The following is a 13,729-nucleotide window of genomic DNA, read 5'->3' on the forward strand; positions in this document are numbered from 1 at the left end:
AGATAGTTATCCCATTTTAAAATTATTTGAAGAACACCATGTTTGTGTCGCTTCACCGGGCGCTTCTATTTTACAAAGTCAGCCCTCGTTAGCTGAGGTTGCTCAATATCCAAGCATTATCGCATCTCCTTCAAGGCCTAACTTTAAAGGCTCTATTGATGATTGGTTCAAAACATTTGGTTTTAAAAGAAATGTAGTGGTTTCTGCACCTTGTTTTTCAATAGTGCCAATGTACCTTGAAACAACGGACTCTATTGCTTTTTTGCCCTCGCGTGCAATTAAAGGATTGGATTTAATTGAAATAAAACTTGAAGAGTCTCCCGATAAATTCGATGTTATCGCTGCTTGGCATCCGCGCTACAGTGAAGATGCGTTGCAACGTTGGGTGATATCTATGCTTCAAGTTGAGCCATAAAATAAATGGGGTCAGAGTAAACTTTATTTTATTATCTTAAAAGGGCGTCCCATTTTCTTTGGATGCATGATGTTACCCGTTAGTTTTTCTATTTGGTCTTTAAATGTGTCGCTGCCGATTACCATGCCTTTATTGGTTGCTTGACGAATATCGTTAATCATTTTTGCATCTAATTGATGTTGAAATAGGGCTCGGTAAGATGATTGCCTTGCTTGAGAGTCGTTGCTTATTGAAGTAAACCTGATGTGGAGTACAAAGCTGAGAGGTTTTACCTAGGGCGTTGATTTGATAGCTTGACCATACGTATTCGGCAGGGGCATTAACCATATCGCTCTCACAGGGTTGAGTTCAATATAACGATATAGTTGGATTAAGTATTCTTCGGTTTGCACTAAACAAGATTTGAAACGACGTTCCCAAAGTGTTCTGGTACGTTTGTATGTGTAATTAAAATATCTGACATATTGTCTACCAAGTGATTGCATCATAAGGCTAACAGCATTGGCTTTTTTAAGGAGTAAAAAGCAAATGAACATGATTTGTCATCAATACCCACGCGTGAATTTCAACATTAAATTTACGTGAATGCTCTTTTAGCCATCTAGCATATGCTTTAAAGTCTTGTTCAGACGTGAAACAAAGGTGGCGATTATTACCTCGTTGAATAACGTGTTGAGGAATACCGATTGGGCAAATTCTTTGGGATCTTGGCATGTGCAACTTCCCTGTTAAAATGACTTGAACTAGAGAGTATAGCTGATAAATTTAAGTTTACTCTGACCCCATTTATTACAACTGACTTAAATTAACAGCTAGCCTCAACGTCAGTCGTATCGGCTGATATTTTTCTTATTGAAGGGAATTAAATAAATAGTGGGTAGAATTGATGAGAAATGAAGATGATAACTGGACTATTTGTCCTGAATGTCAGGGATGTGGCACAAAAAGTAAGGGGCTGCGCAAGAAAGTGAGACTCCGCTACCAGAGCGAGTTAGCGCAATTTGAAAAAACCAACAGCCAAGGGGCAGCACCCGTTCGTCCTAAGAGTCACCGCGATACATGCGTGAACTGTAAAGGATCAGGGTTGATTCATTCTGCGACTCTTCCTTTAGCTGATAAAGAAAACTACCCACACCTTGCCATTATTGGCGCGGGAATGGGCGGGGTGGCTCTTGCCGTAGCTTGTTTGCACCGTAGAATTCCTTTTACTCTTTATGAACGTGATAGCGCCTTCGATACTCGTTCTCAGGGCTATGGGCTCACGCTGCAACAAGCGGCTAGAGCGATCGATGGATTGGGAATTTTATCGTTAGAAGAGGGAGTCATTTCAACTCGACATGTGGTTCATACGATAGAAGGCAAAGTGGTCGGTGAATGGGGGAAAAGAAAGTTGGGGCTGTCAGATGAGAAAACTTCACCGAAGCGTACCAATGTGCATATAGCCAGGCAGTCGTTGCGCTTGGCTCTGCTTGAGCAGTTAGGTGGAGATGATGCGGTGCAGTGGGGGCACCATTTGGTGGATTTTACAGAACGTCAAGACGAAGGTGTGGATTTGAGCTTTCAAGTAAATGGGCAGATGAAGCTCGCCAATGCGGATCTTGTTGTGGGGGCGGATGGCATTCGTAGTTCGGTGCGCAGGTTGTTGATTGGTGAGGAGGTTTCCCCATTATGTTACTTAGGTTGTATTGTGATTTTAGGGATTTGTCCTTTGGCTGATATTGAAGGTGCGGGAGAAGGTATTGATAGTGCTTTGCTGGATTCGGCCACGGTATTCCAAACAGCCAATGGTAATGAGCGGATCTATATGATGCCTTATACATCAAACTCGGTGATGTGGCAGCTGAGCTTCCCACTGTCAGAAAAAGAGGCTAAGGCGTTGAGTGCTCAAGGAACTCAAGCACTCAAGGAAGAAGCATGTCGGCGATGTCAGTGGCACGATCCTATTCCCCAGATTTTAACAGCGACGCGGGTAAATCAGATTTCTGGTTATCCCGTTTATGATCGAGCACCAATCGAGGCTGACTTATTGGCGAAAGGGGATAAGGTGACCTTGATCGGAGATGCGGCTCACCCGATGAGTCCATTCAAAGGGCAGGGTGCAAATCAAGCTTTGCTGGATGCGCTGGCACTGGCTAGGGGGATCAAAAAAGGGTGTAGACCCTTATCGAAATGGCGAAAAGCAGGCGTGAGGGAAAGTGTATTGACTGGGTTTGAAGCAGAAATGTTAGAGCGCAGTGCTATTAAAGTTAAGGGTTCTGCAGAGGCTGCACAGTTTCTGCATTCAGAAGTCGTGCTCCATGAGGGCGACGAACCGAGAGGACGGTGCCTAAAGAGAAAAGGAAAAATGAAAAAGAATAAAGAGCAACATGACGGTAAACCGAAATAATTGCTATCAATAGATCATTAAATAAGCATAGTCTTTACCAATAAAAGTGACAATGTTGCTTATTTTCTTGTGTTGTTGGCATGAAATAAAACTAGCTACGGGGGGGGCGTTAGTGAGTTAGCTTTGTAAGGCGGAGAGGAGAACATTGCTACTTAGAAATTTTGCATTATTTATTTATTGAGATCACCATATTTACGCTCGCTTTCTCCCAATAGAGAGCGTAAGTAGCAAAAGGCAAGACACGACCCCATTGATTCTCGTTTCTCAAAAAAAATACCAAACTCATCGCGAAGACGCTTCGCTTCACTGAGGGCACGAAGAAAAGGACTCGATCTTGGTTGATTCATAATTGTGCATAAGAGACAGCGGAGACCATGAGAATGAGAGTATATTCAATTAATGAATCGGCAAAAAATTTCCACGGAGACCATGGGAACGAGAAAAATAGTTATTTCTGTATTATAGTATCTCAGTTTATTTTTTATTATTTCGTGTAACCAATTACTTCCTAGATTCGCATAATAAGTGCAATTTTAGTTTTTTAATATTTGAAATAATTGAATATATACTTCCACGCAACGCATGATGTTACGCCAAAAATAAGATGCAAATGGTTTCATTACTTGTTAAAAATCACTTAGGTTTTTCTCGGGTATGTTAGGTTTTATTGGTGAGGAGTGTAAATAAGTAGGGTCAGAGTAAACTTTATTCTATTACCTTAAAAGGGCGTCCCATCTTCTTTGGATGCATACTGTTACCTGTTAGTTTTTCTATTTGGTCTTTAAATGTGTCGCTGCCGATTACCATGCCTTTATTGGTTGCTTGACGAATATCGTTAATCATTTTTGCATCTAATTGATGTTGAAATAGGGCTCGGTAAGATGATTGCCTTGCTTGAGAGTCGTTACTTATTGAAGTAAACCTGATGTGGAGTACAAAGCTGAGAGGTTTCACCTAGGGCGTTGATTTGATAGCTTGACCATACCTATTCGGCAGGGTCATTAACCATATTGGCTCTCACAGGGTTGAGTACAATATAACGATATAGTTGGATTAAATATTCTTCGGTTTGCACTAAGCAAGACTTGAAACGACCTTCCCAAAGTGTTCCGGTAAGTTTGTATGTGTAATTAATGCACAATGGGGTCAGGTCTTTCATTTTGTAATGCACAATGGGGTCACCCATTAGTTAGTTCCGGTCAAGCTGGTATGCAAGTTTCCTTGGTTTTTTAACCAAGTATTAAGTCGACCATGAACAGTTTATTTATTGTTTATTAATACACGCCTAAAAATCACAATGTTGGTGTCAATATGCACCAGTCACCCATCTGAATTAAAGCGGTGTAGTCATGCAATGTTGTATGGCTACGGCTCTTGGCTTTAAAAGCCTCAGTAATTATTTAGTGCCAACGTTAATCCAATTCTTTGCAGGTTTTTCTGCAATTTAACAAGTCTATGGTTCGGCTCTATTCAAGCCGTCCAACCCGTTGTGGCTTTAATGTTGGGCATATCTTTTTACAATAAATAAGATGGTATCGTTCAAGGCTCAATCAAGTCTAATGGTTTTACCAACCCCACGTGTAACTCATGAACGATGCCAAATTCTTAACAAAAAGCTTTTTCTGCATTAAACGGAACTTTGTCTCGCAAAACATAAAAACAAGCTCTGGCTAATTTATGTGCTACCGTTTTGATCGCAACGGTTTGATTTGTTTTAGCTAATTTTCGTTGATAGTAACTTTTAACGGTTTTGTTATAACGAATGGCAAAATTGGCCGCTTCTACAAAAGCCCAGGCTAAGTATTTATTGCCATTTTTGGAATTGGTTTTCCCTTTCTTTTTACCATTACTATAACGAGCACCACCGATACAACGGCAATATGATGCATAATTTCCTACTTTATTAAAGCGTTGTATATCACCCGTTTCTAACATAATTGTAAGTGCAAGAATATTACCTATCCCATCAATACTGGTCAGTTGTTGAAAATCCGCGGTGAGTTTCACTTGTGTTAATACAACCTTTTCTAAGAGTTTGATTTGCTCTTTAAGACACTTCATAACCGTCAGATTACAAATAGTTGCTTGTGCTGTATTTGTAGATGAGAAGTGAGTCGTTATCTCTTCTGGCGTTAACTGTTTTATCTTATTATTGCTCATTTTATAACTCAAATGACGCATGTATAAACCTTGAATAGACAAGAGATTCTGAGTGGCTTGTTGAACCAGTTGCATACGTTTACGCATTAAATCTCTGACTGTTCGTTGTTCTTTTGGATAAATATAACCTTCAGGTAATACGCCTAACCGTAGCATTTCAGCAAGCCAGTCAGCATCACTGTTATCATCCGCATATTTCAAGCCAGAATATTGTTGGATAGCTGCTGTATTAGCGAGATGCACTTCGAATTTAGCTTCGTTTAGGGCATCAACTAGCCAATACCAATTGAAGGTAGACTCCACAACTAAGCCGGTTAATTGCTTTTTATAGGGCTCAAGAAAATGAAATATTTGAGTTAAGTCATTAGGTAATTTACGTCTCGCCATCACATCACCAGTTTGATCTTTAATTGAAAAAACGCTGTTATTTGAATGTAAGTCAATACCGCCATATAGTTTCATGTTAAAGCCCTCATTTAGTTATGCGTATACATACATTTTAGGCTTGAAATGATGGTAGGAACTTACTATATGATTATCAAGTCTTTCATTTTGCAAGTCTTTCATTTTGCATTCTTTAGTAATTAGGTTCTGATATAAGTCGCAATGGGGGCGATAGTGCTTTAGCTTCATAACTCGCAAAGGGGCACAAATACCTTAAAAAATAAACTAATATTCTTTGTATTAGTGGTTAAAATTAATAAGCCACTATAAACGTCTGTTATGATCACATTGCTGTCATAAATAAGCTTCCCTAAGATGATCGCTTTTGCACAAAGGGGAGGGACTTGCTACTCAGTGAGCCTCGCATCCACTTTGAGCGACCGTCCATTGGGTTTTGAAACACAAACTTTTGCTCGAATATTATTTTTTATAGATATTTTTAAAGCGCATCATGGGCACTGGATTGAGCGGGTTACGACTAAGTTGAACCACGGTAAATCGCATTAATGTCTTATGAAACCCTGCATTGGGTATTGCATTTCGTACTTGCTTGATAAAAGCCTTGTCGATATGATTTTTAACGAGACCCAATGAGAAATCAATTAAATCGGCTTTTCTAAATACTTCAGCTAACTTTTCATACGGCCCTTTATAAGTAAAGAGTAAATGGTGCATATCAATGATAATTTGAATCTCTTCCTTCCAATCCTCTAAGCCTTCATGTTCAAGATATTGATGACAGTCTTGATATGATGGGACTAAATAGTCAACCCTGTTATGCGTCCATAATGCAATATCATGAAAGGCCGCCGCAATTTGTATTTTTTTACTATCTTCCATTGTTATATCTGGCATTAAATAATGGCAAAAATTTAGCATTCGGGTCACATGGTTACGATAGCCATTAAAGTCATTTTTTATGACAGGTTTATACGTTTCTAAAATCTCATCTGCCAGCGAATAGCTCATTACAACGTTCATTGTTACACCTCTATTAATTCAATGAAGTAAGTTTAAAGTCTTTTAGTTAAGGCTATAATGGTCAAAATGACACATAACATTACTTTTAGGCCAGTCTATATGATCAACGTGGTGATAGTGGTTTTCAATAGAATTAGCATGTTTCACTTATCTGTCCCTACGGCTATTTTCAACGATGCGGCACTAAATAGTGAAAAATTATTTGACGTAAAAATATGTGCAGAACAGAAAGGGCAATTAAGTTTCGCTAATGGTCTTAGTTTCATTGTTGAAGAGGATTTTTCCATTATTCAACATGCTGATATAGTTATCTTTCCCAGTTGGGAGCCTGAAATTCGACCTAGTACAAGACTTATTAATCTCATAACAAACCTCTCTAGAAATAATAAAATGGTAGTCGGTTTATGTTTGGGGGCTTATGCGCTTGGTTATTCAGGTCTATTAACTAAAAAGCGTGCAACAACTCACTGGAAAATGAGCGAAGATTTTCCATTAAAGTTTCCTCAAGTTCAATTTGAAAGTAACCCATTATTTATAGTGCAGGACAATATTATTACCTCTGCTGGCAGTGCCGCTGCGATAGACTGTTGTTTATATATCGTTAAATATTTTTACGGTATAAAAAAATCAAATCACATAGCTAGGATGATGGTTTCATCACCTGAAAGGGATGGTGGTCAAAACCAATACATTGAACACCCAGCCATTGAACGAGCGAGTGATGAGCGCTTAGTTAAATTAATAGAATACATCCAGACAAACTTAACTGATGATTACTCAATAGAATGGGTGGCTTCATATTGTGCAATGAGTATTCGAAGCTTTAGTCGTTACTTTAAAGCTAACCAAGGGATCAGTTTCAAACTATGGTTGAATAATTTGCGACTAAATCGTAGTCAGGAGTTACTTGAGTCAACAGCCTTGTCTATTACTCATATATCAGAACAAGCAGGGTTTAGTTCTGAACAAATATTTCGTAAACACTTTAAACAGCGATTTGATACAACACCTAATGCTTGGCGAAATTTGTTTAGAAGCAAAAATAATGAGTGAACAACCTATTGTTAGTGATTGTTTTATAAAAATTTTCATTTTAAATGTCTTGAAAAACACCGGTGATGAGAAAGTGGTTTTTTGTTTGCTTTCCTGGCTGTTGAGACTAGATAATATTGACTACTGATTTCAATTCTGTAACTCGCAATAGGGGCGTTTTCGCGTTAGCCTCCTGTGTCGTTTCGGGGCGAAAACGATTCTTCTCGATTAAAAAGCATGTTCGCCAATCATTGGAGCGGTTTGATTGCTACTAAACAAGCTGGCATGTAAACGCAGCGCATGGTTATCCGTTAAGCTAGATATATAATCTGCGATAACTCGTTGTTCACGTGATGTATCACCATTTTGAGCTTTCCATAGTTGTTTTGCTCGTTCCGGTAAAAAGCGTAACGGTCCTGCCTTAAATGCTTCAAATAGTTCCATCACAATTTGCTGACCACGATATTCTAATATTTGTAAATCTGGACTTTTAATCACATAGTTTAAAACAAAGCCTTTTAGTATCTCTAATGCTTTAAACATCGCTGGATCTAAGTAGGCGTTGTAGGCTAATAAGGGCTCGATAAATTGTTTATTAACACGCTGAATACTGATTGATGTGATCAAGGCATTAACTAAAGCACCAATCGCATCTTTACGTTTAAAGTGTTGCAATGAAAATAGATTCTCAGTGATCTCTTGCAGGTTATCGCGCAAACAAAAATCTTCGATGGAGGATAACTGGTTGAGTACCTTTTCTTGCCATAATGGTTTATTAATAATGCCCATTGCAATTGCATCTTCAAGGTCATGTACGCCATAGGCAATATCATCTGCAATTTCCATTATTGAACAATCTAATGATTTGTACTTAGATTTATGGTGCTGTTTTGAATCATTAACAGGTGTTCTTTTACTACCAAATAAAAGTCGATCACTACTGCATAAAGGTGCAAGAACAGACTCTAATAGTGCTTTATCGTGGTCATAAATACCTTTAGCTGGCATCCATTCTTCGGTTTTTAATTGGCGAAAGTTACGGCTATTATCCACTGGATAGGAGTTGCTAATTTCACTCAAGCAAACGGGATACTTTAACAAACCTAACAAACTACGACGCGTCAAATTCATGCCGTTATGCTCTGTGTATTGTTCAAGTTGAGTTAATATTCTAAAGGTTTGACCGTTACCTTCAAATCCACCGTGTTTAATCATCATATAATTAAGTGCGGTTTCTCCGCCATGACCGAATGGTGGGTGCCCAATATCATGGCTTAAGCAGATAGTTTCGATTAAGTTATTGCCGGGTAAAATATCTTCAAACTGTGGTTGAATAATTTTTAAATTAGCAACAATACCAGTGCCTATTTGTGCGACTTCTAAGGAGTGTGTTAAGCGAGTTCGATAAAAATCACTGAGACCATTATTATGAATTTGGGTTTTAGATTGTAAACGACGAAAAGCAGCAGAATGTAGCACGCGCGCTTTATCTCGTTGAAAGGGAGTGCGTTGGTCTAAACGTCTTTTTTTATTGGGTTCTTCAATTAAACGTTCAAGCCATTGCTCAGAAACGCAAAGCGGTGAAGTTAACTGATGACTGTTAGCATCAACTTTATTTGAAATAGTATTTTTATCTATAGCGGTATTTTTTTCTAAACTCATATTTCCACCGTTGTTTGCTAAGTACACAAAAAGTGTAACGTGTTTTTATGCTGAAAAATACCACTAAGTTATTGTAACAAGTGGTTGTAACAGAAAATATAAAGGCGCTAGAAAGGATCAAGGTCAAATTTTATAGTCAAATTATATAGTCAAATAATATAGTCAAATTATATCGTTCAATACCATTGAGTAAGGACAGCGGGAAAGCTGAAAGTAGCTAAGCATTTATCTGGATAACAGATGTCGCTAATAAACAGTCAATATATTTTTTAGATGTAGAAAGTGGTTATTAAAAAATAATATATAAAAAGAGCAACAGAAAGCTTTCTGCTGCTCTTTTTATTAACTTATTAAGATTTGAATCTATTGTTATATTACTGACGAATACCTTCTAAAACGATATCCAAATCAACGTAAGTTGATGCACCTTTTACATTCATACCAAAATCAGCTAATTCTAAGCGTGTTGTTCCTTCTAAACCCGTACGGTAATTGCCCCATGGGTCGTCGCCTTGCCCGATCACTTTAGCATCAACAACAACCGGTTTAGTCACTCCATGGAAAGTCATATCTCCAGTAATTGTTAAACCGCCATCAGCTGTTTCAGCAACGCTTGTACTAACAAATTTTGCCGTAGAGAATTTACCCGCGTTAATGTAGTCATCACTTTTAAGATGCTTATCACGCTCTGCATGGTTTGTATCTAAGCTAGTTGTATCAAGGTTAATAGAGACTTTAGACGCAGCTACATTTTTGTCATCGTAGCTGAACTGTCCTTCAAATTTATTAAAGCGTCCTTGAATAAAGCTGTAACCTAAATGACTAACTTTAAAGTTAACGAAAGCATGGGTTGTATCTACTTTATAATCTGCTGCGATTGCGCTCATTGGTAAAGCCATTGCTGCGCTTAAAGCTGACGCGATGAGTACTTTTTTCATGGTGTTTTCCTTGTTGAGTAAATTTAACGTAGAACTGGGTTTGAAATAACTAAAGCATTTTTTTCAGTGTATTATCTTTATCAATGAAATGGTGTTTCAAAGCAGCAAGAGCATGTAAGCCTGATAAACCAATTAATATATAAGCTGCATATTCATGGACTTGCCCTGCAAGATCTTCTTGGTTTTCAATAAATGAGCCTAATCCAGGCACTTCGAACCAATTAAAGACGGCGATACCACGCCCATCTGCTGTTGATATTAAATAGCCAGATAAAAACATGGTGAATAACAATATGTATACCAAATAATGTGCGTAGGTTGCGGCTTTTTTTTCAAAAGCTGAACCTTCAATTTTAGGTGCATTCGATATTAACTTCCATATCAATCGTCCTAAGGTGATCACCACAAAGCATAAACCAAATGATTTATGCCAATGCGGTGCCTTTTGATACCATTCACTATAATAGCTAAGGTCTACCATCCAGTAACCTGCTGCAAATAATCCAATGACCATAATGGCTGAAAACCAATGTAATAGCTTGGCTAGTTTATTATATGTTGCGAGTGAGTTGCTCATTTTAAAACCTTGTCCATAAAATCAATCATTGAGAGTAGTTAACCTTGGGTTAAAAAAGGTTAAAAAAGGTTAAGAAAAATACTATCACCACTAAACGTTTACTTTTCTTATTACTAAAGAACGGATTGTGGACTTATAAATTTCATAAATAAAACAATAAGTTATTTTTAAACTGTGTGGTGTTTTGTTCACGACATAAAATTTGTGATATTTAAGCGTTCAAATTAAGTCAAATAATGGTTAAGGAAATTCAACTGCTTTACCTGAATCTAACCACGTCGGGTATTTTTTCATGCAAGCATTAAATAAATCGCTACCCATTAAACCTGCTAACCATTGTTTGACTTGAGGATACGGACTTTGTTCAAACCAAGTTTTATCGACGCTGGCAAATTGTCTAATAAAAGGAAAAATAGCCATATCGGCAAGCGTGATATGTTCGGCAAAAAGGTAAGGTTGACGATTTAATCGTAGCTCTAACTCCATTATAAAATCTTCAGCTTGCTCACGATAATAAGCTTCACTTTGTTCTGGATGTCTATCGGCATATTTATATTTATCTAACCATGGTTTAAATTCATAATCGTTGCTATCGATTAAAGTTAGCATCTGCGGTAATTGATCCGTTAACCAACGTTCAGGATCATGCTTAGAGAGTGCCCAGACCATTATCTCCAAACTTTCAATCAACACCTGATTTTGATCAATCTGTAACACAGGAATTGTTTTATTTGGAGAAATAGCCAGTAGAGCTGGTGGCTTATGTTTTAATACGATTTCTCTTAATTGTACCTTTTGCTCACTAACCGCAATAGCTAACCTTGCGCGCATGGCATAAGGGCAGCGACGAAATGAATATAAAATAGGGATCATAAGTGCTCTCTTCAAAAAAGTGATAATTGATTGTGGCAAATTACGATCATAAGTGCATGTTAAATATTTCTGAAGTGGGGGTAAGTTATTCATTAATTTGGGTATATATTTTCTCATTCAGCTAAAACTGCTCAATAGTGAATGAGAAAAGTTGGTACATTTCTTATTTTAGAAGTGGTTAATGTTGATGATGCTTGGCATCCGCCTGTTGTTTTTTCTCGCTATTAGCTTGTTGAATGATTTGCTTTGCTGAACTTAAAAATAAAGTCGCTAAAAATGCAGCAACGATTAAGTCTGGTAGCGCACTTTCTGTGACCCATACACCGGAGGCAGCCACTAATACTACTAAATTACCAATTGCATCGTTACGGCTGCATAACCAAACAGAGCGTATATTGGCATCTCCATCTTTATATTTCATGAGTAATAAAACACTGACCACATTCGCGATAAAAGCGAGAATAGCGATGCTGCCCATAATGCTTGCATCGGGGGTTTCTATGAACCAAAATTTATACAATGTGGATGATAAAACCCATATTGCCATGGCTAATAAGCTAACGCCTTTTAACCATGCAACACGACTACGTAAAGATAATGATTTGCCGATCACCCATAAGCTAATACCGTAGGTTAGCGTATCACCTAGAAAATCCAAGGCATCAGCCTGTAGTGCTTGAGAGTTTGATTTTACTCCCGCAAACATTTCCACAAAAAACATGATTGCGTTAATAAGGATCACAGCCACTAATATTCGTTTATAAGCGGGATCCATACCTGTAAAATCTGCCTTATGATTGCAACATCCTGCCATAAAATAACCCTTTTAGATTGTAAAATGATTTTATGAATTTAATATATAAGCTCTAGTAACTAGAGGTTCAAGCATTTTATTTAGTTATTTTAAAATATATAGGCATCTAATGATTTATACGATTGGACAATTAAGTAAAAAAACACAATGTAAAATACCCACCATTCGTTATTACGAAGAGATTGGGTTGTTAGATAAAGCAATGCGCAGTGCTGGTAATCAACGGCAATATACAAGTTCACAATGCCAACGATTACATTTTATTCGCCACAGCCGTGCATTAGGTTTTAGTCTCGACGAAATTAAACAATTGATCCATTTGCAAGACTGTAAACGTCATGACCCTCACCAAGCACATCAAGTCGCGCAACATCACTTAACTGATGTGAGAAAAAGAATTGAGCAGTTAAAGGCGTTAGAGGAAGAGTTATTAACCATGATTGATAATTGTGCAGGTGAAGATGCTGAAGATTGTTTAGTTTTGAAACGTTTAAACGATGTGCCTGAGAAAAACTGAGATTTAAATAATAAGTGATTAACTTAATCTTGTAATCAACAAAAGTGGTGAGTAATTTTTTATCGTGGAAATAATATGTGAAGTTACAAATTTGATGAATAAGAAGGGGGCTAAATCGACTATATGAAGTAACTATGTCTTAGTACTTTATTCATCAATTTAAGAATCAATGCCGATTCTACTAATAATCTTCTCTTATAAGCGAGTCATATTACTAATTATTGATGAATAGCATAATTAATTATTTGCTAACAGGTTATTTAGACGATAAATTCATCTAGACTATAAACTCATTTAACTTACCCTATTTAGAGAATACCTATGAAAAAACCGCAACGCGATATTACCCTTCGATTTTTAGCTGAAACACAAGATGTTAACTTTGGAGGCAAAGTTCACGGTGGTGCTGTTATGAAATGGATCGATTTAGCAGCTTATGCCTGTGCGGCAGGGTGGAGTGGTCGTTATTGTGTTACAGCATACGCGGGTGGTATTCGTTTCGTTGCACCAATTCATGTTGGCAGCTTGGTAGAAGTACTTGCAAAGGTAATTTATACCGGTAAGTCATCGATGCACATTGCCTTAGAAGTGAATGCTTGTGATCCAAAGTCTCTCAACAAACGAACAACTACACATTGTATTGTGATCATGGTTGCTGTTGATCAGAATGGTCAATCAGAGCAAGTACCACAATGGATACCAGAAACAGAAGCTGATATTAAGCAGCATGATACCGCCATGAAACTAATGGATATGCGTAAGCAAATTGGTGAAGAAATGGAAATATTTGTTGATTAATTAATTGCTTTGAAAATTAGTGAGCCAATTAAAATTATTAGGTTAAATTTAGTTGGCTGATTACTTATTGGAAGCTTTGGTTATACAAAGATTAATAATCACTGCCTGTTTAATCATCGATAAATGAGCCTA

17 protein-coding genes are annotated in these 13,729 nt (G+C 37.5%); 5 read left to right on the forward strand and 12 right to left on the reverse strand.

Going from position 1 to position 13,729, the window contains the following annotated elements:
- On the forward strand, positions 1-415 hold a 415-nt coding region (locus MT390_RS15100; protein WP_499441995.1), incomplete at its 5' end, for a LysR substrate-binding domain-containing protein.
- A gap of 23 nt (positions 416-438) precedes the next feature.
- Here the strand turns inward: MT390_RS15100 and MT390_RS15105 are convergent.
- Positions 439-576, reverse strand: coding sequence for a hypothetical protein (locus MT390_RS15105; RefSeq protein ID WP_240923673.1), 138 nt, complete (start codon positions 574-576; stop codon positions 439-441).
- Between the two features lie 349 nt (positions 577-925).
- Complete coding sequence (locus MT390_RS15110) at positions 926-1,129, reverse strand: transposase (protein WP_205963096.1); 204 nt, start codon at positions 1,127-1,129, stop codon at positions 926-928.
- Positions 1,130-1,301: 172 nt separating this feature from the next.
- On the opposite strand from MT390_RS15110, the gene MT390_RS15115 reads away from it, so the two are divergent.
- A complete protein-coding gene (locus MT390_RS15115; RefSeq protein ID WP_499441997.1) occupies positions 1,302-2,801 on the forward strand; it encodes an FAD-dependent oxidoreductase in 1,500 nt (499 codons plus the stop codon).
- A 170-nt stretch (positions 2,802-2,971) separates the two neighbouring features.
- Here the strand turns inward: MT390_RS15115 and MT390_RS15120 are convergent, their stop codons facing one another.
- From MT390_RS15120 to MT390_RS15140, 5 genes are all read right to left on the reverse strand, one after another.
- Positions 2,972-3,148, reverse strand: a complete 177-nt coding sequence (locus MT390_RS15120; protein ID WP_166372648.1) for a hypothetical protein — start codon at positions 3,146-3,148, stop codon at positions 2,972-2,974.
- A 358-nt stretch (positions 3,149-3,506) separates the two neighbouring features.
- Positions 3,507-3,755, reverse strand: coding sequence for a hypothetical protein (locus MT390_RS15125; RefSeq protein ID WP_499441998.1), 249 nt, complete (start codon positions 3,753-3,755; stop codon positions 3,507-3,509).
- Between the two features lie 31 nt (positions 3,756-3,786).
- Positions 3,787-3,987, reverse strand: coding sequence for a transposase (locus MT390_RS15130; RefSeq protein WP_499442000.1), 201 nt, complete (start codon positions 3,985-3,987; stop codon positions 3,787-3,789).
- 419 nt (positions 3,988-4,406) lie between these two features.
- Complete coding sequence (locus MT390_RS15135; protein ID WP_499442002.1) at positions 4,407-5,423, reverse strand: IS110 family RNA-guided transposase; 1,017 nt, start codon at positions 5,421-5,423, stop codon at positions 4,407-4,409.
- Positions 5,424-5,825: 402 nt separating this feature from the next.
- Positions 5,826-6,386: an HD domain-containing protein gene (locus tag MT390_RS15140; protein ID WP_499442004.1), complete on the reverse strand. Its 561-nt coding sequence runs from the start codon at positions 6,384-6,386 to the stop codon at positions 5,826-5,828.
- Between the two features lie 99 nt (positions 6,387-6,485).
- On the opposite strand from MT390_RS15140, the gene MT390_RS15145 reads away from it, so the two are divergent.
- The gene (locus tag MT390_RS15145; protein ID WP_499442052.1) at positions 6,486-7,439 is read left to right on the forward strand and encodes a GlxA family transcriptional regulator; all 954 of its coding nucleotides are present in this window, start codon (positions 6,486-6,488) and stop codon (positions 7,437-7,439) included.
- Between the two features lie 207 nt (positions 7,440-7,646).
- Here the strand turns inward: MT390_RS15145 and MT390_RS15150 are convergent, their stop codons facing one another.
- The 5 genes from MT390_RS15150 to MT390_RS15170 form a co-directional block, all read right to left on the reverse strand.
- Positions 7,647-9,080 carry an anti-phage deoxyguanosine triphosphatase gene (locus MT390_RS15150; protein WP_299660828.1) on the reverse strand — a complete coding sequence of 478 codons (1,434 nt, stop codon included), beginning with the start codon at positions 9,078-9,080 and terminating at the stop codon, positions 7,647-7,649.
- A 374-nt stretch (positions 9,081-9,454) separates the two neighbouring features.
- The gene (locus MT390_RS15155) at positions 9,455-10,018 is read right to left on the reverse strand and encodes a YceI family protein (RefSeq protein ID WP_499442005.1); all 564 of its coding nucleotides are present in this window, start codon (positions 10,016-10,018) and stop codon (positions 9,455-9,457) included.
- Positions 10,019-10,067: 49 nt separating this feature from the next.
- Complete coding sequence (locus tag MT390_RS15160) at positions 10,068-10,595, reverse strand: cytochrome b (protein WP_499442006.1); 528 nt, start codon at positions 10,593-10,595, stop codon at positions 10,068-10,070.
- Positions 10,596-10,835: 240 nt separating this feature from the next.
- Positions 10,836-11,468, reverse strand: a complete 633-nt coding sequence (locus MT390_RS15165; protein ID WP_499442007.1) for a glutathione S-transferase — start codon at positions 11,466-11,468, stop codon at positions 10,836-10,838.
- Between the two features lie 178 nt (positions 11,469-11,646).
- Positions 11,647-12,282 carry a cation efflux transmembrane domain-containing protein gene (locus MT390_RS15170; RefSeq protein ID WP_166372660.1) on the reverse strand — a complete coding sequence of 212 codons (636 nt, stop codon included), beginning with the start codon at positions 12,280-12,282 and terminating at the stop codon, positions 11,647-11,649.
- Between the two features lie 109 nt (positions 12,283-12,391).
- On the opposite strand from MT390_RS15170, the gene MT390_RS15175 reads away from it, so the two are divergent.
- Both MT390_RS15175 and MT390_RS15180 read left to right on the forward strand, forming a co-directional pair.
- Positions 12,392-12,799: a MerR family transcriptional regulator gene (locus MT390_RS15175; RefSeq protein ID WP_499442008.1), complete on the forward strand. Its 408-nt coding sequence runs from the start codon at positions 12,392-12,394 to the stop codon at positions 12,797-12,799.
- 321 nt (positions 12,800-13,120) lie between these two features.
- Entirely contained in the window at positions 13,121-13,597 is a 477-nt protein-coding gene (locus MT390_RS15180; protein ID WP_166372661.1) for an acyl-CoA thioesterase, read from the forward strand.
- The last annotated feature ends 132 nt before the right edge of the window (positions 13,598-13,729 follow it).

The organism is Vibrio sp. 2-Bac 85 (assembly GCF_037546705.1).
Classification (GTDB): domain Bacteria; phylum Pseudomonadota; class Gammaproteobacteria; order Enterobacterales; family Psychromonadaceae; genus Psychromonas.